General features: G+C 70.9%; 19 protein-coding genes. 8 read left to right on the plus strand and 11 right to left on the minus strand.

All coding sequences use genetic code 11. The annotated features are described in order from the left end of the window. Window positions 1–75 precede the first annotated feature (75 nt). The 5 genes from PBV52_RS23195 to PBV52_RS23215 form a co-directional block, all read right to left on the minus strand. Window positions 76–2283 (minus strand): glycosyltransferase family 39 protein, encoded by a 2208-nt coding sequence (locus PBV52_RS23195; RefSeq protein ID WP_274240797.1) that lies wholly within the window; start codon window positions 2281–2283, stop codon window positions 76–78. Next, window positions 2280–3833 carry a bifunctional glycosyltransferase family 2/GtrA family protein gene (locus tag PBV52_RS23200; protein ID WP_274240798.1) on the minus strand — a complete coding sequence of 518 codons (1554 nt, stop codon included), beginning with the start codon at window positions 3831–3833 and terminating at the stop codon, window positions 2280–2282. Before PBV52_RS23200 ends, PBV52_RS23195 begins: the two co-directional genes overlap by 4 nt. A 14-nt stretch (window positions 3834–3847) precedes the next feature. Then, entirely contained in the window at window positions 3848–5500 is a 1653-nt protein-coding gene (locus tag PBV52_RS23205; RefSeq protein ID WP_274240799.1) for a HAMP domain-containing sensor histidine kinase, read from the minus strand. Further along, entirely contained in the window at window positions 5497–6237 is a 741-nt protein-coding gene (locus tag PBV52_RS23210; protein ID WP_274240800.1) for a response regulator transcription factor, read from the minus strand. Before PBV52_RS23210 ends, PBV52_RS23205 begins: the two co-directional genes overlap by 4 nt. Window positions 6238–6314: 77 nt before the next feature. Beyond that, complete coding sequence (locus PBV52_RS23215) at window positions 6315–6653, minus strand: antibiotic biosynthesis monooxygenase (protein ID WP_306801441.1); 339 nt, start codon at window positions 6651–6653, stop codon at window positions 6315–6317. 398 nt (window positions 6654–7051) lie between these two features. Between PBV52_RS23215 and PBV52_RS23220 the strand changes: the two genes are divergently transcribed. Continuing rightward, window positions 7052–7774 carry a dienelactone hydrolase family protein gene (locus tag PBV52_RS23220; protein WP_274240803.1) on the plus strand — a complete coding sequence of 241 codons (723 nt, stop codon included), beginning with the start codon at window positions 7052–7054 and terminating at the stop codon, window positions 7772–7774. 130 nt (window positions 7775–7904) lie between these two features. On the opposite strand, the gene PBV52_RS23225 is transcribed toward PBV52_RS23220, so the two are convergent. Next, entirely contained in the window at window positions 7905–8783 is an 879-nt protein-coding gene (locus PBV52_RS23225; protein ID WP_274240804.1) for a DUF2797 domain-containing protein, read from the minus strand. 95 nt (window positions 8784–8878) lie between these two features. Further along, window positions 8879–9250 (minus strand): HGxxPAAW family protein, encoded by a 372-nt coding sequence (locus PBV52_RS23230; RefSeq protein ID WP_274240805.1) that lies wholly within the window; start codon window positions 9248–9250, stop codon window positions 8879–8881. An 86-nt stretch (window positions 9251–9336) separates the two neighbouring features. Here PBV52_RS23230 and PBV52_RS23235 point away from each other — a divergent pair, with 86 nt between their 5' ends. Then, window positions 9337–9819, plus strand: coding sequence for a MarR family transcriptional regulator (locus PBV52_RS23235; protein WP_274240806.1), 483 nt, complete (start codon window positions 9337–9339; stop codon window positions 9817–9819). On the opposite strand, the gene PBV52_RS23240 is transcribed toward PBV52_RS23235, so the two are convergent. Next, window positions 9820–10218, minus strand: a complete 399-nt coding sequence (locus tag PBV52_RS23240) for a helix-turn-helix domain-containing protein (RefSeq protein ID WP_274240808.1) — start codon at window positions 10216–10218, stop codon at window positions 9820–9822. It abuts the gene before it with no gap. Window positions 10219–10359: 141 nt separating this feature from the next. Between PBV52_RS23240 and PBV52_RS23245 the strand changes: the two genes are divergently transcribed. From PBV52_RS23245 to PBV52_RS23255, 3 genes are all read left to right on the plus strand, one after another. Next, entirely contained in the window at window positions 10360–11187 is an 828-nt protein-coding gene (locus tag PBV52_RS23245) for an NAD(P)H-binding protein (RefSeq protein ID WP_274249520.1), read from the plus strand. A 186-nt stretch (window positions 11188–11373) separates the two neighbouring features. Continuing rightward, window positions 11374–11616: a hypothetical protein gene (locus tag PBV52_RS23250; RefSeq protein WP_274240810.1), complete on the plus strand. Its 243-nt coding sequence runs from the start codon at window positions 11374–11376 to the stop codon at window positions 11614–11616. Window positions 11617–11901: 285 nt separating this feature from the next. Further along, a complete protein-coding gene (locus PBV52_RS23255; RefSeq protein WP_274240812.1) occupies window positions 11902–12432 on the plus strand; it encodes a hypothetical protein in 531 nt (176 codons plus the stop codon). A 32-nt stretch (window positions 12433–12464) separates the two neighbouring features. Here the strand turns inward: PBV52_RS23255 and PBV52_RS23260 are convergent, their stop codons facing one another. Together PBV52_RS23260 and rutA are read right to left on the minus strand one after the other, a co-directional pair. Beyond that, the gene (locus PBV52_RS23260) at window positions 12465–13157 is read right to left on the minus strand and encodes an isochorismatase family protein (RefSeq protein WP_274240813.1); all 693 of its coding nucleotides are present in this window, start codon (window positions 13155–13157) and stop codon (window positions 12465–12467) included. Further along, complete coding sequence (rutA, locus tag PBV52_RS23265) at window positions 13154–14221, minus strand: pyrimidine utilization protein A (protein ID WP_274240814.1); 1068 nt, start codon at window positions 14219–14221, stop codon at window positions 13154–13156. The genes PBV52_RS23260 and rutA overlap by 4 nt, the downstream gene beginning before the upstream one ends. Window positions 14222–14384: 163 nt before the next feature. Here rutA and PBV52_RS23270 point away from each other — a divergent pair, with 163 nt between their 5' ends. The 3 genes from PBV52_RS23270 (at window position 14385) to PBV52_RS23280 (ending at window position 19314) form a co-directional block, all read left to right on the plus strand. Further along, entirely contained in the window at window positions 14385–17357 is a 2973-nt protein-coding gene (locus PBV52_RS23270; protein WP_274240815.1) for a SpoIIE family protein phosphatase, read from the plus strand. 125 nt (window positions 17358–17482) lie between these two features. Then, window positions 17483–18325, plus strand: coding sequence for a PP2C family protein-serine/threonine phosphatase (locus tag PBV52_RS23275; protein WP_274249522.1), 843 nt, complete (start codon window positions 17483–17485; stop codon window positions 18323–18325). 5 nt (window positions 18326–18330) lie between these two features. Next, window positions 18331–19314: an MASE1 domain-containing protein gene (locus PBV52_RS23280; protein ID WP_274240817.1), complete on the plus strand. Its 984-nt coding sequence runs from the start codon at window positions 18331–18333 to the stop codon at window positions 19312–19314. A gap of 11 nt (window positions 19315–19325) precedes the next feature. Here the strand turns inward: PBV52_RS23280 and PBV52_RS23285 are convergent, their stop codons facing one another. Further along, window positions 19326–19979 (minus strand): hypothetical protein, encoded by a 654-nt coding sequence (locus PBV52_RS23285; protein WP_274240819.1) that lies wholly within the window; start codon window positions 19977–19979, stop codon window positions 19326–19328. Window positions 19980–19994: the final 15 nt, after the last annotated feature.

Below are 19994 nucleotides of genomic sequence, written 5' to 3' on the forward strand. Positions count from 1 at the left end.
TTCTCGGACATGGGAGAGGGCGGTGGCCACGCCCGGCCACCGCCCTCTTGCCTCCGGCTACTTCACCGGGTTACGTCAGCTGCTCGCCTTCTGCGTCAGGTCGTAGAAGGTCGCCGAACCGACCGTCACCTGCTTGAAGTTGGCCTCGACCCACTCGGTGATCTGCGAGGACGTACCGCTGCTGCTGCCGCCCATGCCGCCGCCACCGGAACCGCTGGAGATGAAGTAGTGGATCTTGCCTTCCTCCACGTACTTCTTGAACTGCGCCAGCGTCGGGGACGGGTCGGTGCCGTTGAAGCCGCCGATCGCCATCACCGGGTCGCCGGTGGAGAGCTGGTAGCTCGCGGCGTTCTGGGCGCCGATGGCCGCGGCGACCCAGGTGTAGTCGTCGGCGTCGGTCTCCAGCAGCTTCTTGGCCTCGTCGCTGACGCTGGCGCCGTTGAGCAGACCGCCCATGCCGCCACCGCCACCGTCACCCATGCCGCCACCGGGCATTCCGCCCTGCTGGTTGCCCTGCTGGCCCTGGCCCTGCTGGCCCGGCATGCCACCGGGGAAGCCGTTGCCGTTCTGCTGGTTCTGGCCACCCTGCTGGTTGTTCTGACCCTGCTGGTTGTTCTGGCCCTGCTGGCCCGGCATTCCGCCGCCGAAGCCGCCACCACCACCGGGGCCGCCGCCACCGCCGGGGCCGCCACGGCCGCCCGCGACCGCGGGGCCGGCGGTGACGATCGAGCCGGTGTGGCCCTCGTTCAGCGTGGTGAGCGTGTACGCCGTCGGGCCGGCCAGCGCGGCGGCGAGGCCCAGGCCGACGACGCCCATGGTCAGTTGACGGCCGAGCTTGGCGGCGAAGATCAGGCCCAGCGCGGCCGCCAGACCGCCGACCAGGACCAGCCACTTCAGCCAGGGCAGGTAGTCGGAGGAGCGGTTGAGCAGGACGTAGCCCCAGACCGCGGTGGCCGTCATCGCGGCCGCCAGGGACAGCGACGCCCACATCTTGCCGCGCTCCTCCCAGAGCTTGGCCGCGCCCATGCCGATCAGCGGGGCGATGTAGGGAGCGAGGGCCACCGTGTAGTACTCGTGGAAGATGCCCTGCATGTAGCTGAAGACCAGCATGGTCGTGATCAGCGCGCCGCCCCAGACCAGGAACGAACCGCGCGTCACCGACGTGCGCTTGGCCTTGCGCGTGGCCACCAGGCCCGCGATCAGCAGGATCAGCGCGGCCGGGATCAGCCAGGAGATCTGGCCGCCGATGCTGGAGCTGAACAGGCGGTCCCAGCCGGTCTCGCCCCAGTTGCCGCCGCCGCCGTTGCCGCCGCCACCGCCGCCGCCGACGCTGCCGGTCTCGTCGCCGTTGAGCCGGCCGAGGCCGTTGTAGCCGAAGGTCAGCTCCAGGAAGGAGTTGTTCTGCGAGCCGCCGATGTAGGGGCGGGAGGAAGCCGGCCACAGCTCGACGATCGCGACCCACCAGCCACCGGACACGACGATCGCGACCAGGCCCGCGGCGAGCTGGCCGATCCGCTTCTTCACCGACACCGGCGCGCACACCGCGTAGACGAGGGCGAGCGGCGGCAGGATCAGGAAGGCCTGCAGGGTCTTGGCGAGGAAGGCGAAGCCGATGGCCACACCGGCCCACACCAGCCACCTCGTCCGGCCGTCCTCCAGGCCCCGGATGACGAAGTAGCAGGCCACGGCCATCAGCAGGGCCAGCATCGCGTCCGGGTTGTTGAACCGGAACATCAGCGCCGCGACGGGGGTGAGCGCGAGCACCGCGCCCGCGATCAGGCCGGCCGCGGGGCTGAACCGTCGGCGTACGGCCGCGTAGACCACGGCGACCGTGCCGACGCCCATGAGGACCTCGGGGAGGAGGATCGCGAACGAGCTGAGCCCGAAGAGCCGCACCGACAGGGCCATCGGCCACAGGGAGGCCGGGGGCTTGTCGACGGTGATGGCGTTGGCCGCGTCCAGCGAGCCGAAGAAGAAGGCCTTCCAGGACTGGCTGCCGGCCTGAACGGCCGCCGAGTAGAAGGAGTTGGCGTAGCCGGAGGCGCTGAGGTTGTAGAGGTAGAGCAGGAGCGTGGCGAGCAGCAGGCCCAGGAAGGCCGGGCGGGCCCAGCGCGGGTCCTCGGGACGGCCGCGCCACAGCCGCCGTACGAAGGGCTGCTTGGGTTCGCCGGCGTCGGGAGCCGGAACCGGAACCGGAGCGGCGGGCGTGGGTGCCGAGGGCCTGCCCCAGGTGTCTGGGCTCGCGTCTCTGTCGTGTGTCGACTGGTCGTAGTAGAGCGTCATCGGGAGTCCCTCGAGTCGGTGTCGTGCGGGCGCACCGGCTGCAGCTGCATGGTGGCGTCCCGCCAGGTGCCGTCCGGGCGGTCCGCGGCTTCACCGGCGCGGACCGATGCGGTTTCGTACGGGTACTGGGGCGCGCGCTGTGCCACCGGACGCTGCGGGAGCGGGCCGTGGTGGCCGGGCTGCGCCGCGGAGACAGTGGAGTAGGCCCGCGAGGACGGGTGGGGGGCCCGGGCGTGGGGCGGGGTGTGCGGCGCGTTGTGCAGCGGGTTGTGCGAGGCGACCACCGTCGAGCCGGTGTCGCTGTCGCTGTCGCTGCGGTCCGGGAACACCCACGCCCTGAAGAGCAGGAAGCGCAGCACCGTCGCCGCGAGGTTGGCGGCGATGAGGACCGCCAGTTCGGTGGAGTGCGCGGGGTTGCTGCTGGCCGCGTTGAGGGCGGCGAGCGAACCGCTGGTCAGGGCGAGGCCGATGCCGAAGACGACCAGGCCCTGCGCCTGGTGCCGTACGGCGCCGCCGCGGCCGCGCACCCCGAAGGTGAGGCGCCGGTTGGCGGCCGTGTTGGCGATCGCGGAGACCAGCAGGGCGAGCGCGTTGGCGATCTGCGAGCCGGTGAACACCCGGAAGCCGCTGTACAGCAGCAGATAGAACAGGGTGGACAGGCCGCCGACGACGCAGAAGCCGACGAGCTGGCGGGCCAGGCCCTTGGGTACGTCCTTGATCTCGCGGTCGCGCGGGTCGTCGCCGAAGGGGCGGGTGATCCGGTCCAGCGGCAGCGAGCCGGTCGCCAGGGCCCTGCCTACCCGCCACACGCCCTTGAGGTCGTCGGTCGCCGTCTTCACGATGTGGACCGTGGAGTCGGGGTCGTCGACCCAGTCGACCGGCACTTCGTGGATCCGCAGTCCCGCGCGCTCGGCGAGCACCAGCATCTCCGTGTCGAAGAACCAGCCGGTGTCCTCCACCAGCGGCAGCAGCACCTGGGCCACGTCCCGGCGGATCGCCTTGAAGCCGCACTGGGCGTCCGAGAAGCGAGCCTGGAGCGAGCCGCGCAGGATGAGGTTGTAGGCCCGGCTGATGAACTCCCGCTTGGGTCCGCGCACCACCCGCGAGCTACGGGCCAGCCGGGAGCCGATCGCCAGGTCCGAGTGACCGGAGATCAGCGGCGCCACCAGCGGCAGCAGGGCGTTGAGGTCGGTGGACAGGTCCACGTCCATGTAGGCGAGGACCGGGGAGTCCGAGGCGGACCAGACGGTCCGCAGCGCCCGGCCGCGGCCCTTCTGCTCCAGCCGGAAGGACTTGACCTCCGGTATCTCCGCCTCCAGCCGCGACGCCACCTGGGGGGTGGTGTCCGTCGACGCGTTGTCCGCGATCGTGATGCGGAACGCGTACGGGAAGGTGCGCTTGAGGTGATCATGCAGTCTCAGCACACACGGCTGGAGGTCCTTCTCCTCGTTGTAGACGGGGATCACTACGTCCAGGACAGGCGTACCGGCGTCGCCGGCCGGGAGGTGCTCCCGCGCCGGCAGGGTGCCGGGAGAAGAGTCGGTTCGCATGGAACCGACTTTCGTCAGGCGCCCTGTTCCGCCCATGTGGTGACGCTGTGCTGTGCCTGTGAGTGCTGTTGCCAGCTCATTTCGGGGCTCGGCGGCGTGCGGAGCGCCGGCAGATGCACCGTGAACACGGTGCGTCCGGGCACGCTGTCGACGGTCACGGCGCCGCCGTGCGCGGTCGCCACGGCCTGCACAATGGCCAGGCCGAGGCCGGTCGAGCCGGTGGCACGCGAGCGCGCGGAGTCGCCGCGCGCGAACCGTTCGAAGACGTGCGGGAGCAGATCGGCCGGGATGCCCTGACCGTTGTCCTCGACGTCCACGCACAGCCACGGGCCCCGCCGTTGGACACGCGCGGTGACCGTCGTACCGGGTGGGGTGTGGTTGCGGGCGTTGCCGAGCAGGTTGACGAGGACCTGCTGCAACCGGGCCGCGTCCGCCGACACGAGCGCGGGCTCGTCGGGCAGGTCAAGGCGCCAGTTGTGGTCCATGCCGGCCGCGCGGGCGTCGCTGATGGTGTCCACGACGAGCGGGACCAGGTCGGTCTGCTCGAACTGGAGCGGACGTCCGGCGTCGAGCCGGGCGAGCAGGAGGAGGTCCTCGACGAGGAGGGTCATGCGCCCGGCCTCGGACTCGATACGGCCGAGGGCGTGTCTGGTGTCCGGCCCGACCTCTTCTCTGCCGCGCCTGGTCAGTTCGGCGTACCCGCGGATGGAGGCGAGGGGGGTGCGCAGCTCATGGCTGGCGTCGGCCACGAACTGCCGTACCCGCATCTCGCTCTGCTGGCGCGAGTGCAGGGCGGCATGGACGTGGTCCAGCATCCGATTCAGCGCGGCGCCGACCCGGCCGACCTCGGTGTGCGGGTCGGTCTCGGACTCGGGGACGCGTTCGCTGAGGTTGACCTCGCCGGTGTGGAGCGGGAGTTCGGAGACGCGGGTGGCGGTGGCGGCGACCCGGCGGAGGGGTCGGGTGGCTACGCCGACGATCACCGTGCCCGCGATGCCGGCCGCGACCAGGGCGGCGGCGGTGACGCTGGCCTCGATGATCATGAGGGTGTTGAGGGTGCTGCTGACGTCCTTGGTGGGGATGGCGACGTAGTAGCTGCGGGTGCCGTCGGGGCTGGTCTGGTACTTGACGCGGTACTCGCCGAGGCTGCCCAGGTCGGCCGTGTGCTCTTTGTTGTCCTGGGGGACCTGGTTGAGCGCCGCTTCCTGCGCTTCGGTGAGGGGGTTGGCCTTCATCCCGAAGGGGTCGGCGGTGGTGCTGTCGTTCGACTTCTGGCCGACCTTGGCCTCGGTGATGACGCCGTTCTGGACCAGCGCGATGACCGTGCCGGACGACCCCGGGCCGCCGGCGCGCTTGGCGAACTCGTCGAGGTCGGGGGCCTGGGCGGCCTTGTCGGACGAGTTGTTCTTGTCGGGGTCGTTCTTGTCGGGGTCGTTCTTGTTGAGGTCGGCGCCGGGAGGCTTGCCGGCGGCCCGATCGGCGACCTCGGTGAGCTGGGTGCCCAGTTGTTCGTACAGGTGCGAACGCAGCGCGAGCGTCGTCACCGTGCCGATCACCGCACACACCACGGCGATCAGCACCAGGGACGCGACGACGAGCCGTGCCCGCAGGGTGCGCGGCTGACCCGCTCGTCTCTTCTGCGTACGCGGCCGTCGTCGCCCGCTCATGACGCCGCGGGCTTGATCAGATAACCGGCGCCACGCCGGGTGTGGATCATCGGCTCACGGCCGGCGTCGATCTTCCGGCGCAGGTAGGAGATGTAGAGCTCGACGACGTTGGCCTGCCCGCCGAAGTCGTACGACCACACGCGGTCCAGTATCTGGGCCTTGCTGAGCACGCGCCGCGGGTTGCGCATCAGGAACCGCAGCAGCTCGAACTCGGTGGCGGTGAGGTGGATGTTCTCCCCGGCCCGCGAGACTTCGTGGCTGTCCTCGTCGAGCGTCAGGTCCCCGACGACCAGCACCGAGTCGGACCGCCGGTCGGCGGCACCGGAACGCCGGATGAGCCCGCGCAGCCGGGCCACGACCTCCTCCAGGCTGAACGGCTTGGTGACGTAGTCGTCCCCGCCCGCGGTGAGCCCGGCGATACGGTCCTCGACGGCGTCCTTGGCCGTCAGGAACAGCACCGGCACGTCCGGCAGGTCCCGCCGCAGCCGCCCGAGGACGCTCAGCCCGTCCATGTCCGGCAGCATCATGTCCAGGACGACGGCGTCGGGCCGGAACTCGCGCGCGGTCTGGATGGCACCCGTGCCATCCCCGGCACTCCGGATCTGCCAGCCCTCATAGCGAAGGGCCATCGACAGAAGTTCGGTGATCGACAACTCGTCGTCCACCACAAGCACTCGGACGGGGCTCCCGTCCGGCCTCAGCAGTTCGGTGCGCCCCTGGGGCGAGGTCGTGGTCATGCTGGAACTTTGTCGGAGCCCTCTTAGAACACGCTTTCCGCAACCTGTGATTTTCCTAAGAAACGCACAGGAGACTCTCAGGGGGCACTTGGGTGATCGACACGTGAGGCCCCCGGCGGACCCGGCGGAGCCGCCTGCTCGAAACCATTGCTGTGCTCGACCCTGGCAATGTGCAGCGAGTACCGCTCATACCAGTGCGCACGCCCGCGCTCCTTGGCCGCCCCATGCTCCGCATGGTCGCGCCACTGCTCGATGCCGGCGAGGTCCCTGAAGTAGGCGACGGTGATGGAGAGGCCGCCGGGGGTGCGGGCGGAGTCCTCGCCGAGGAACCCGGGGATCTCCTTGACCAGGTCGCCCATGCGCTGGGCGGTCGCGCCGTATCCACCGTCACCCTCGGTGCGCACGGAGGTGAACACGACGGCGTAGTACGGAGGGTCGTGAGCAGGAACGGGAACGGGGACGGGTACGGGGGGCGAGGACGAGGACGGGGCAGGGGCGACAGGTGCAATGCGGTGATCGCTCATGTCACCTACGGTCGGCTTCCGCACCTCGCGGCGTCCAGGCTCCTTGCCGAAAGGGATCCCGGAGGGATCCAACTCTTTACCGTCACGGGATCAGAACCAGCCGTCCTGCGCGCCGTAAAAACCCGTGGCGGACCACGGCGACCGTTGCTAACCTCCCGGAGGCCGTGCGACAGAATGAGGAGGTGGTACCCGTGAACGCAGTATCGACATGGGTGCTCCCCTCCGGGGTCGCGGTCGGGCGATAGGTCGTCCGGGAGCGCCGCTCAAGCGCACTCCCGAAAGGCACGACCATGCACTTCACTTCCGAGCAGCGCCTCGACGACGGCGTCCTCGAACGCGAATTCACCCTCGGCGAGATCCCCGGCACCCTGTGGACGCCCGGATCCGCACCGGCCCCGCTGGTCCTGATGGCCCACAACAACGGCCTGCCCAAGGCGGAACCCCGGCTGGTGGCCCGAGCCCGGTACACCGCGGCGCGCGGCTACGCGGTGGCCACCATCGACGCCGCCGGGTGCGGTGACCGTCCCCGTTCCGCGGCCGACGAGCAGGCCCGTGCCGACCTCCGGCGGGCGATGCAGGCCGGCGAGCTGGTCGACGAGATCTTTGAGTCCTTCATCGGCCCACTGGTCGAAAACGCGGTACCGGAATGGCAGACCACTCTGGACGCCCTCCTTGAGCTGCCCGAGATCGGCGGCCCGGTCGGGTATTCCGGGGGGTGGACCGCCCTCGGCATTCGGCTGGCGGTGGTCGAGCCGCGCATCGCGGCCGCCGGCTTCTTCGCCGGGGGGTACGTGCCCCGTGCCCAGCGCGAGGAGGCCCGGCAGGTCACCATTCCGCTGCTGTTCTTGCTGCAGTGGGACGACGAAGGCAACCCCCGGCAACGGGCCCTGGACCTGTTCGACGCCTTCGGCAGCAAAGAGAAGACGCTGCACGCCAATCTGGGCGGGCACACCGGCACCCCGTGGTTCGAGCTGGAGGACGGGTGCCGGTTCTTGGACCGACACCTGAAGTGAGGCCGGGCCGTCTGGCGGGCGGCAGACGGTAGGCGGTGTCGGCCAGGCCACCGTCATCGAGGGCAGGTCCCAGCCCTCCTCGATGGCGGCCCGGTACGCGGCGACGAAGAAGTCGTCCTTGGTACGCCTGTCAGAACAAGCCGTCTTGCGCGCTCGCCGCCCGCTTCCTCAAGGCCCGCACCAGCATGGTCAGTTCACCGTCCCCACCCGCCGGCACCAGCTCCCACCCCGTCATCAACCGCGTGTCGACCACGACCACCCCGCCGCCCGTCTCCACATGCAGATCCGGCCCCGCAGCCGCCACCAACCGCCCGCTCACCACCCCGCCGGCGACAAGCTCGGTCACCTCCCCGACGGCGTCCGGCAGCTCCGCGAGGCCGAACGCACCGGCGTGGTCGACCGGTTGGCAGGGCTCGCGGTCGAGTGACTCCGGCCAGCCGGGGAGGGCCACGGCGCGGGCATGCAGGTCCTCCACCTCGGCCGCCCGCTCCGCCGCCGACGCCGGCAGCGCGGAGCGCACCGCCCGCTTGTCGCCGTACGGAATCCGGTCCGGCACCCGCAGCGCAGCCCGCAACAGCTCCTCGGCGCGGCGCGCGGCCATCAGCGGGCCGACGCCCAGCCAGCTGAAGCAGACCGCGCCCTGTTCCAGCAGCCGTGCCGAGCCGCGTTCAAGGGCGGTGATGCCGACCTTGGTCATCCCGGGCCCGAACCAGGCCAGATATACGTGGTACGGCCGCGGGTCGTCCGCGATCGTGTCGGCCGCCACGGAGTGCGCCCGGTCCAGCCGCGCACACTCCTCGCACCGCGCCCCCGTACTCCGCCCCGGCACGACCGCCCGTACCGGACACGCATGCCCCCGCGCTCCCACGCATGTCCGCACGCCCCCTTCCGCGACCCCGAAGGCCACCCTTTTCCCCCAGGTCAGCGCGGAGCGCCGACCACCGTCCCACGCCAGCTCGGGACCGTCCGCCGACCACCGCAGCCCCGAGCATCTCCATGCCTGTGCCATCGCCCTTCGAGACTAGAGGCAGACACTGACAACGGCGGTTCGGTGACTGGAGACCGCTGGTGGCGCCGGTTCTGCAACCGCCCTCAGCGCCGACCTCAGCGGCCGGCTTCAGCGGCGGCGGGCTCGGGATCCCCGGTCACGGGAACCACCCCGGACGCCACCGCAGCCGTACGCCGACCGCGCCCCGCCAATCGGCATCCCCAGCAGTCCGCATGCCCTTCCCGAGCGGTCAGGTCGCGCGCCCCCATACGCCACTGGCCCCGAGGCCGGATGCCCGGCGGCTTGCCCCAACCGGACAGGTGCAGGGCCCAGGTGACGAGGACGCTCGCCGCCACGATCCCCAGCCCGCCCACCATCAGAACAGCCGAAACCATGCATATCCCCGCCCCCAGCACAGCGGAGCCGATGGTCGCGATCGCGGTTCCGGTCCACCCCGCGACCGTGTGCCCCTCGTCATACTGACTCACGTGCTACCTCCCGAGCATTCCGAGAATCTCTCACCTCGTGAGAAGTTTAGGAACTGAATCTCTCACAAGCTAAGGTAATCAGGAAGATGCAAGCCAAGCCGCGTCCCACCGCCACCCCGGCCCAAGCGCTGGAGGCAATGGACACCCTCATCGCGGCCCACCTGCTCGGTCAGCAGGAGATGGCCCAGCGGCTGGGCCTGAACATCACCGACCTGCTCTGTTTCGCCTGCGTGCTGAAGGCGGGCGAGAACCTGCTCACGGCGGGCGACCTCGCGGAACACGCCCACGTCACGACCGGCGCGATGACCGGCATCCTCAACCGCCTGGAACGCGCCGGCTTCATCACCCGCCGCCCGGACCCGGCCGACCGCCGCCGCGTCCGCGTGGCCGCCGTCCCGGCCGCGGTCAGCCGGGCCGAGGAGCTCTACGGCCCCTACTACGCCCGCCTCAACGACCTCTTCGCCAGCTACTCCGCCGACGAGATCGCCGTACTCACGGACTGGTTCACCCGCACGACGGGCCTCGCGCAGGCCTACATCGACGAACTGCGCGACCTGGACGAGTCCTGATCACTGACGGGCGTCGTACTCCACCCGCGCCCGCTCGACCTCGTCCAGATGGACGGACCACTCGGAGAGCGCGGCGAACAACGGCGCCAGGCTGCGGCCCAGTTCGCTGATCTCGTACTCCACGCGGGGCGGCACCTCGGGGTGATACGTGCGCACGACCAGGCCGTCCCGCTCCAGTTGCCGTAGTCGCTGGGTGAGCACCTTCGGTGTGATCGTGGCGATACGACGCTCCAGTACGACGAAGCGCTGGCGACCGTACTCGTGGAGCGCCCACAGGATCGGAGTGGTCCAGCGACTGAAGACGATGTCGACGACGGGGGCGATCGGGCAGGCGTTCTCGGGATCGCCTCCGCGCGGGGTCCACTTCCCTGCGCCCTCCGTGTTTGTGTCCTCAGTCACAACTACCCCCGTCCGCCAATACTTTCCTCTAGGTACCTACTACCTCCACAACAGTAGCGTCGCCGTGCGAGACGAGAACGAGAACGAGATACGAGATACGAGAACGAGATTCGAGATCGAATCTCGGAACGGAGACCGATGATGATCGTGGTGACTGGAGCAACCGGCAATGTGGGACGGCCACTTGTGCGGGCCCTCGTCGAAGCGGGCGAGCAGGTGACGGCGGTCTCCCGCCGGATCTCCGCGAGGGACGTGCCGGAGGGGACCCGCTCCCACGCGGCCGACCTCGCCGAACCCGAGCGCCTGGCGCCCGCCCTCGACGGGGCCAAGGCCCTGTTCCTGCTGATCTCCGGCGACTTCATGGCGGCCGGCGGTGACCTCGGGGCCGTCCTGGATGTCGTACGGGGAGCGGGCGTTCGGCGCGTGGTCCTGCTGTCGTCCCAAGGGGTCGGCACCGGGGACCACCCCTCGGTCCTGGAGGACGCCGTCAAGGCATCGGGCCTGGAGTGGACGATGCTGCGCCCGGGCGGTTTCCACTCCAACGCCCTCCAGTGGGCCGACATGGTCCGCACCCGACGGGAGGTGGCCGCCCCCTTCGGCGACGTGGCCCTGCCGACCGTCGACCCGGTCGACATCGCGCAGGTCGCGGCCCTGGCGCTGCGCGAGCCGGGGCACGACGGCGAGGTCTACGAACTGACCGGCCCCGCGCCCGTCTCGCCCCGGCAGCAGACGGCCGCCATCGAGGACGCCGTGGGTGAAGCCGTCCGGTTCGTCGAACTGACCCGCGCCGAAGCCCGGGAGCGGATGCTGGGGTTCATGCCCGAGCCGGTCGTCGAGAGCACACTCGACATGCTGGGGGCTCCGGCGGCCGCGTTGCGGCGGGTGAGCCCGGACGTGGAGCATGTCCTCGGGCGGCCGGCCCGTGCGTTCGCGGACTGGGCCGGACGCAATGTCAGTGCCTTCGCCTAGCCTGCGGAGCAGTCACATCGCGCCACTTGAGAAGGCGGCCCGCCCCATGCTGCACGAGCCCGAGAACACCCTCTTCGTACGGGGCACCCCTCCCGTCCTCCTGCTCGCCGACCCTCCGTCCACGATGCCCTGCCGGCCCTGACCGCGTCCGACGGGCAGGTGCCGCTGTGCGCGGGCTGGGGCGTCGTGCCCAAGCTCACCCTGTGCGTCGTGGACGGGCCGGGGGAGTCCGGCCTCATGGTCCCCTCGCTCGCCGCACCGGTGCTCGATGCGGGCGGGCCAGGTGACATGGGCGCCTGGTGCGAGGATGCCGAGCAGGCGGGTGGGGCGGTGGTGCTGTCGGTGGAGCGGATACCCGAAGTGCTGGACTGGGGCCACCTGCTGGGCTCGGGCACCTCGCGGGGCGGCTTCGTGCGGATCATGAACTGAGCCGCGTTGCTGAGCCGAGTTGCTGAGCCGGGCTGCTGAGCCGGGCTGCCGGCCTACAGACCCGGTCTTGGCGCCGCCCCGGCCTCCCATGGTGGAGCCTGCCCCACCATCGGTCCGGTAGGTCACTCCATCGTTCCGACGTGCGGACAACGGCATCGTTGGCCTCAGTTGATCCCGGCTGAAGCCCTGTCGATACCGGCTGAAGCCCGACTGAGGCCCTGCTGAAGCCGCACCGGGATGAGCTGCCTCCATCAGAGGTTCAGGTCAGCCCGGAAGGAAGCCGCCATGGAGTCGCAGCGCTCGTCGAAGCCGAGCCCGTCCAAGCCGAGCCCGTCCAAGCCGGGTCCCTCGTCCCCGTCCGCGCCGGGCCCCCTCTCCTCCTTCGCCCGGTTCGTGGTGTGCGGCGGCGGTGTCGGGCTCCTCTCCAGTGCAGCCGTGCCGCTGCTGGCCGCGGCGATGCCCTGGGCGCTCGCGAACGCCCTGATCACCGTCGCCTCCACCCTCCTGTGCACCGAGCTGCACGCCCTGTTCACCTTCGGCACCGGACGGCGCCCGGGGCTGCGCCGGCACCTCCAGTCGGCGGGCTCGGCCACCGCCGCCTACCTCGCCACGACGGCCGCGATGCTCATGCTCCACGCGGTCCAGCCGTCCCCCACGCTGCTCTGGGAACAGGCCGTGTACCTGACCGCCTCCGGGCTGGCGGGCATCGGGCGGTTCCTGGTGCTGCGACTGTTCGTCTTCGCCGGGGACCGGAAGACGCCGCGCCCGGCGCCGCTCAGGACCCCGGACTCCCTTCACCTCTGCACGGCCGCCTGACCATCAGTGCGCCCCAGCTGTCACAGCTGTTCTCAAGGCCGTTCGCTGCTCCCCGCGAGGTGGTCCATGACCCGTTCGATCGGCCACACCTCGCCGATCTTGTGCCGGATGTCGAAGAGGTTCGCCGCGTGCACGTCCGGATCCCGGTCGCCCACCGCCTCCTCCACGACGACCGGGACGAACCCGTGCTGCATCGCGTCCAGCGCGGTGGCGCGCACGCAACCGCTGGTCGACAGCCCGCCGATGAGAAGCGTGTCGATGCGCTGGGCCGTGAGGTACGCCGCCAGTGACGTACCGAAGAAGGCGCTCGGGTACTGCTTCGTGACCGTCAACTCGTCTGCCGTCGGGGCCAGTCCGTCGATGAAGTCACCGTATGGACTGCCCTCGGCGAACACCTTCAGCGTCGGCACCTTGCGGAAGAAGACGCCGCCGTCGCGGCCGTCGGGCCGGAACCGCACCCGCGTGACGACCACGGGGATGCTCGCTCGGCGTGCGCCCGCCAGCAGCGCCTTCATCGCGTCCACAGCCGGTTCGACCCCGGCGTACAGAGGGGAGTCGGGGTCCACGTAGGCCCGGGCGGGGTCCACCAGGAGCAGGGCCGGGGAGGTGCCGGGGGTGAGTCGGCCACCTAAGCCGGCCCGCTCGTAGTCCCCTTCACGGTTCTCCTCACGGTTCTCTTCCCAGCTCTCCTCACGGTCCTCCTCACGCCGCCGTAACCCGCTCATGCCCGCCGGCACTTCATCAGCGGCTGGATGCGCGTGCCGAAGTTCTCGATGCCCGCCAGGAAGTCGTCGAAGACCAGCATGATCCCCTTGGTGCCGTCGACTTCGGCGATCTCGTCGAGCATCCTCGCGACGGTCTCGTACGACCCCACGAGCGTGCCCATGTTGAAGTTCACCGCGCCCTCCGGCAGCACGATGGTGCGGGCGGTCGAGGAGTCGTCGGCGGTCGTGTCCGAGGCCGATTCGCCGGCCATGTACGCGAGGGCCGCGCGGTCGGCGTTGTCGTGGTAGTCCCGCCACTTCGCCTGCGCTGCCTCGTCGGTCTCGTCCGCGATGACCATGAAGAGGGAGAGCGCGCCCACGTCCCGGCCGGTCTCCCGCGCCGCCTCCACCAGCGTGGCGGTGCTGTCCGAGAAGGCGAGCGGGGTGTTGACGCCACTGCCGAGGATGAAGTTGTAATCGGCGTGCTCGGCGGCGAACCGCATGCCCGTGTTGCTCTGGCCCGCGGCAACGATGTCGATGTGCCCGTTCGCCGGGCGCGGCGACAGCACGCAGTCGTCCATCTCGTAGAACTCGCCCTTGAAGTTGCTGACGCCCTGGCGCCACAGCTCCTTCATCACGGTGACGTACTCGACGGCCCGCTCGTAGCGGTTGCCGAAGTGCTCGTCGCCGGGCCACAGGCCCATCTGGGAGTACTCGCCGGGCGCCCAGCCGGTGACGATGTTGACGCCGAAGCGGCCGGGGGCGATGGAGTCGACCGTCGTGGCCATGCGGGCGACGATCGCCGGGGGCAGGACGAGGATCGGCGTGGAGGCGTACAGCTTGATCCGCTCGGTGACCGCGGCCAGGCCCGCCATCAGCGTGAACGACTCCAGGCAGTGGTCCCAGAACTCGGTCTCGCCACCGAACCCCTTGAGCTTGATCATCGACAGCGCGAAGTCGAGACCGTGCTCCTCGGCCTTCTGCACGATGGCCTTGTTCAGCTCGAAGGTCGGCAGGTACTGCGGTGAACTCTTCGATATGAGCCAGCCGTTGTTACCGATGGGGATGAAGACACCGATGTCCATGCCGCTCCTCAGGGGGTCGGGGGGTCCCGGGTGATGCTAAGCCGTCGACAACAACTCGACGATAAATCTTGGCTGTTGACGACCTGTCGACCGGCCGGGTGAGAGGCGTGAGGATCTTGCGAACCATCGAATCGGTTACGGCTGTGACGGTAAGGTCCCCGGCATGAACGCTCGGCTGTCACTGCTCAGCACGGTGGCCCCCGGTGTCGCGGAAAGCGAGGTCTTCCGGCTGGCCCTGCAGCATGCGGTGGGCGAGCTGGGCGCCCTGGGCGGCATGATCCATCTCCGCGGCCCGATGTCCGCGCTGCGCCTGGTGTCGACGGCCGGGCTCCCTGCGGCCCTCACCCGAGCCTGGGAGATCATCGACCAGGAGGGCCCGCTGGCCCCCGCCCGTGCGCTGCACGAGGGCAGTGGGGTGTGGGTGCCGCTGAAGCCGGCCGAAGAGGCAGACGCCGGCTGGCCCGGCACCGGCCTCGCCGCCTTACCCATGTACAGCGGCAACCGCACCACCGGCGCGCTCAGCGTCCTGATGGGCGACCGGGGCGAACCGACCCCCGAGCACTGGGAGTTCCTCCGGGCCGTCATCGCGTGGGCCCAGGACCGTATGGTCCACGCACGGCCACCGGCGGGCCCCTCGCAGATGGACTCGCCGAGCAGCGAGCGCGTGCGCCAGTCGCTGAAGGAGGTCAGCGTCGGCTCCTGGGACTGGAACATCCGCACCGGCGACCTGACCTGGGACGAGGCGGCCCTGGAGCTCTACGGCACCCGGCCGCAGGACTTCACCGGCAAGGTCGACAACTGGATGCGGTGCGTCCACCCCGACGACCTCGCGCCGACGCTGGCGGCGGCGGACCGGGCGATCCGCGACGGCGGCGTCTTCGAGGCCGAGTACCGGGTACGGAAACTGGACGGCAGCTGGGGCTGGACCCAGGCCCGCGGCAGGGTGACGTACGACGACCACGGCGAGCCGCACCGGATGATCGGCGTGGGCTGGGACAGCGACGAGCCGCGCTCCGCCCGGGACGCGCTCAGCCGGGCCCTGCGGCACATGAGCGACGGCTTCCTCGCGGTGGACGACGACTGGCGGATCACCTTCGCCAACCTGGAGGCGGAGCGCACCCTGGGCTACTCCGAGGAGGAGCTCTTCGGGTGCCTGCTGTGGGACCTGCCCACCGCGCAGCAGGTGCCCGGCCTGGAGATCCGCTGCCGGCAGGCCGCGGCCGCGGAGAAGTCGGTCGGTTTCGACGTACGGCTGCCGAACGGGCGCCTGTGCCACCTGCGGCTGGTGCCGGGCCCCGACGGCCGCACCATCTACTTCACGGACGTCACCGAGAGGCGGCGCCTGGAGGAGGACCGCCGCTCCGCAGAGCGCGCGGCCGGCGAACGGGCCGCGCGGATAGCGGAGTTGACGACGGCGCTCGCCAAGGCGACGACCTCGAAGGACGTGGTGGACGCGGTCGCCCGCCGCGTACTGCCCCCGTTCGAGGCGACGGGACTGGTGGTGCAGACGGTGGAGTGCGACCGCCTCCACACCGTGGGCTCGGTCGGCTACCCGGACGACATCCTCGCCATACTCGACGGCCGCGGACGCACGGAACCCAGCCCGCTCTGGGACGCGATACTTTCCGGCGCCCCGCTGTTCCTCTCCTCCCCCCGGGAGTTCGCCGCCCGGTACCCCGAGATCGCGGACCTGCCGGCCCGCGCCGGCAAGCAGGCCTGGGCGTTGCTCCCCCTGACCGCCTCGGGCCACACCTTCGGCATCTGTGCGGTCACCTTCGACCACCCCCGCCGCCTCACCGACGAGGAACGCACCCTTCTCACCGCGACCAGCGCCCTGGTGGCCCAGGCCCTGGACCGGGCCCGCCTCTTCGACGCCGAGCACACCCGGTCCCGCGAACTCCAGCGCAGCCTGCTCCCCCGCGACCTGCCCACCGTCCCCGCCTGCACGGCGGCGGCCCGCTACCTGCCCGCCGGCCAGGGCATGGACGTGGGCGGCGACTGGTACGACATCATCCCGCTGTCGGGCGGCCAGGTGGCGCTGGTCGTGGGCGACGTCATGGGCCACGGCCTGCCGGAGGCGGCCACCATGGGCCGCCTGCGCACGGCCGTCCACACCCTGGCCGACCTCGAACTGCCCCCCGACGAGATCATGAGCCACCTCAACGACATCGTCGGCGCCATGGGCGAGGAGTCGTACGTGACGTGTCTGTACGCGTTGTACGACTCCACGACGAGGATCTGCTCCATAGCGAGGGCCGGCCATCCGCCGCCCGCCCTGCTCCACCCCGACGGCACCGTGCTGTTCCCGGCCCTGGCGGCCGACCCGCCCCTGGGCGCGGCGGAACCCCCCTTCGAGACGACCGAGATCCCGGTCCCCGAAGGCAGTGTGCTGGCCCTGTACACCGACGGCCTCGTGGAGTCGTCGAAGCGCGAGATGGACGAGGGCATGGCGGCCCTCGCCGAAGTCCTGCGGACCTCGCACGCGGACGGCACCGCGAAGGACCTGGAGCACCTGTGCGAACGGGTCACCTCCGCCCTCCTCCCCGTCGACCAGCAGGCGGCCGACGACGCGGCCTTCCTGCTGGCCCGCCTGCACGCCCTGCCCTCCTCCCGCATCGCCGCCTGGCCTCTCCCCGACGACCCCCGAGCCGCGGGCCGGGCCCGCGGCCTGATCCGCGACCAGCTCGCCGCCTGGGGCCTTCAGGACCTGACCCCCACGACCGAGCTCCTGGCCAGCGAACTCATAGGCAACGTCATCCGCCACGCCAAGGGCCCACTGCGCCTGCGGCTCCTGCACGGCGCCGACCTGATCTGCGAGGTCTTCGACGGCAGCCTGACGATGCCGCGTATACGCCGGGCGACGGAGACGGACGAAGGGGGCCGGGGCCTGCAACTGGTCACCGCGCTCTCCCAGCGGTGGGGGACCCGCTACACCCCGACGGGCAAGTGCATCTGGACGGAACAGACCCTCCATACGACGCCGGACGCGCCCCGGGACGAGCGGCCGGCCGACCACGCCTTGGAGCGGATGTTCCTGGGCCTGGCGGGCCTGGCGGGCCTGGGGGACCTGGCGGGCCTCGGGGAGAACTTCGACGGCGACCTGGACACGCTGGCGTTCGGGGACCAGGACCTGTAGCACGGCGGCGTGTCACGGGCGGCCGCAGCGTGTGCCGGGCGGCGTTCCCAGGAGGAGCCTCCCGTCGCGGGGGTACCGTGAGAACGGCGCATATGGCGCTCCGCAAGAACCCGGAGGGTGAGGCCATGGCCCACCGCCGCACCGATTCGGCCAGTGCGACCAGAGCGCTGCTGCAGCAGCTCGGGGATCTCACCGGCCGGATACTGGACCAGATCAAGTTCCAGCAGGCACGCGTCGAACTCGCGGCCGCGCTCCAGCGCCAGGTCCTCGCCGCCGAGCTCCCCGACCTGCCCTGCCTGCAGGCGGCGGGGCGGTACACACCCGCGCGGGTCGGTCTGGACATCGGCGGCGACTGGTACGACGGCTTCGTCATGCCGGACGGCTCGGTGGGCTTCGCGATCGGCGACGTACAGGGCCATGACGTCGAGGCCGCGGCCCTCATGGGGCAGGTGCGGATCTGTCTGCGCGCCGTCGCGACCGCCACCACGGACCCCGCGGAAGTACTCCGGCGCACCAACGACCTGCTCGTCGCGATGGACACCGAGCTGTTCGTGACCTGCTCGTTCCTGCGCTTCGACCCGGTCACCAGGGAGCTCTGCGACGCCCGCGCCGGGCACGTCCCGGCCGTCTGGGCCACGAGCGACGGCCGCTGCGAGATCGTCCTGAGCGAAGGCGGTCTGCCGCTGGGCATCCACGCCGGCGAGCGCTACCCGTCGTCCCGTCGGCTACTGACCGACGCGGGCGCGTTCGTGCTGCTCACCGACGGTGTCGTGGAAGGCCCCGGCTACCCGATCGAGGACGGGCTGAAGACGGTGGCCGACCTGGTCGGCGACGCCTGCGGCTCCGACCCGGACGAGCTGGCCGCGCAGGTGATCAAGGTGGCGGACAACACCGGCCACAACGACGACGCCGCGGTCCTCGTACTTCGTTACGGCGGCCTCGTGGACGAGCCGGGCGGCGGCGGGTGAGCGGCATGCACCGCGGTCCGGTCGTCACCGAGGGCCTACGGCTGGCTGCCGTCGCCGCCGCCTACTACGTCAGCGCCAAGATCGGGCTGCAGCAGGAACTGGTACGCGGGCAGGTCACGCCGTTCTGGCCGCCCACCGGCATCGCCCTGGTCGCCGTCATGGCGTGGGGCCTTCGCATGTGGCCGGGAATCGCTCTCGGAGCGCTCGCGGTGAACGCGCCGCTCGGGCCGTCGTTCTTCCCCGTGCTCGCCATCGTGACCGGCAACACCCTCGCCCCGGTCTGCGCCTACCTCCTGCTGCGGCGCGTGGGATTCCGGACCGCCCTCGACCGGCTGCAGGACGCCCTGGCCCTGGTCTTCCTCGGGGCCCTGGGCGGCATGGTGATCAGCGCGACGATCGGCACCACCGTCCTGGTGGCCTCCGAGGCACTGTCGGCCCACGACTTCTGGCCGACCTGGTCGGTGTGGTGGACGGGCGACGCGATGGGGGTCCTCGTCATCGCCCCGCTCCTGCTGGCCGCGCGCACCGTACACCGGCCACGCGACGCACCTGTGCTGCGCTGCGCCGAGGCGCTGGTCCTGCTGTGCGGCACGGCGGTGGCCTCCGTGGTGGCCACCCGCAGCTCGCTCAACCTGCTCTTCCTCGTCGTCCCGTTCCTGCTCTGGGCGGCCTTCCGCTTCCAGCTGCCCGGCGCCGCGCCCTGTGCGCTGATCAGCTCCGTGGCCGCGATCTACGCGGGTGCGGTCGGGGTGGGTCCGTTCGCCGGCCAGGACCTCCTCGCCAAGATGGTCATCCTGCAGGCCTTCAACGGCACCGTGGCACTGACGTCCCTCCTGCTCTCGGCCGTCATCACCGAGCGCAACCAGACCCTGAGGGAGCTGGGGGAGGCCTGCGATCGCCTGTCGGAAGCCCTGTCCCGGCTCATGCCGGACCAAGCACTCGATCAGCGCCCGCTCCTGCGGCCGGAAAGACGCGGGGAACGGAAGTAGCCCGCTCCCCCTCAGTCGGCGACGCGCGCGCCGATGGCCCGGGCGCGACGGCGGGCTTCGGAGCTGAGGCCCTTGCGGCGGGGGGAGGTGCGGGAGCCGTAGGCGGTGGGTTGGGCGAGGCAGCCCAGACCGCGCAGGCCGGGCTTGGCCACCACGCAGGCGAACCGCGGGTCACCCGCGTACCGGAGTTCCGCGTCGTAGTCCTTCAGCGCCTCGCGGCTCCAGGACCGGAAGAGCCCGGCGGCCGCCTTCAGCGAGACCGTCGTCCCGGGGCTGTCGGGGTCGGGCAGCACGAAGAGCGCGTCCTTGCCCTTGGTGATCCGGACGGCACCGGACTGCCGACGCCAGGGGTAGACCGCGAGGATGCGCCGCATCCGCCACCCCGTGCTGAGCCGGCCGAGGGCCAGGACCGCCAGGATCGCGAGCACCACGAGGACCGGCACCATGGCCACCACTGCCGCCGTGGGCAGCAGGAGCGTGAGGTACAGCGCCCCCACCCACAGCGCCACCCAACCCAGCGACTTGGCCAGGTGCCACGCCGTCCAGCGATGGAGCGCACGCCGGGTGCCAGGCGTGTCCCACGCCACCGGACCGTCGAAGCCCTGCTGGTCGAAGCCCTGCTGGTCGAAGCCCTGCTGGTCGGAGTCTTGCCTGTCGAAGCCCATGGTCGATCACACCTC

The sequence above is a fragment of the Streptomyces sp. T12 genome (assembly GCF_028736035.1).
Taxonomy (GTDB): domain Bacteria; phylum Actinomycetota; class Actinomycetes; order Streptomycetales; family Streptomycetaceae; genus Streptomyces.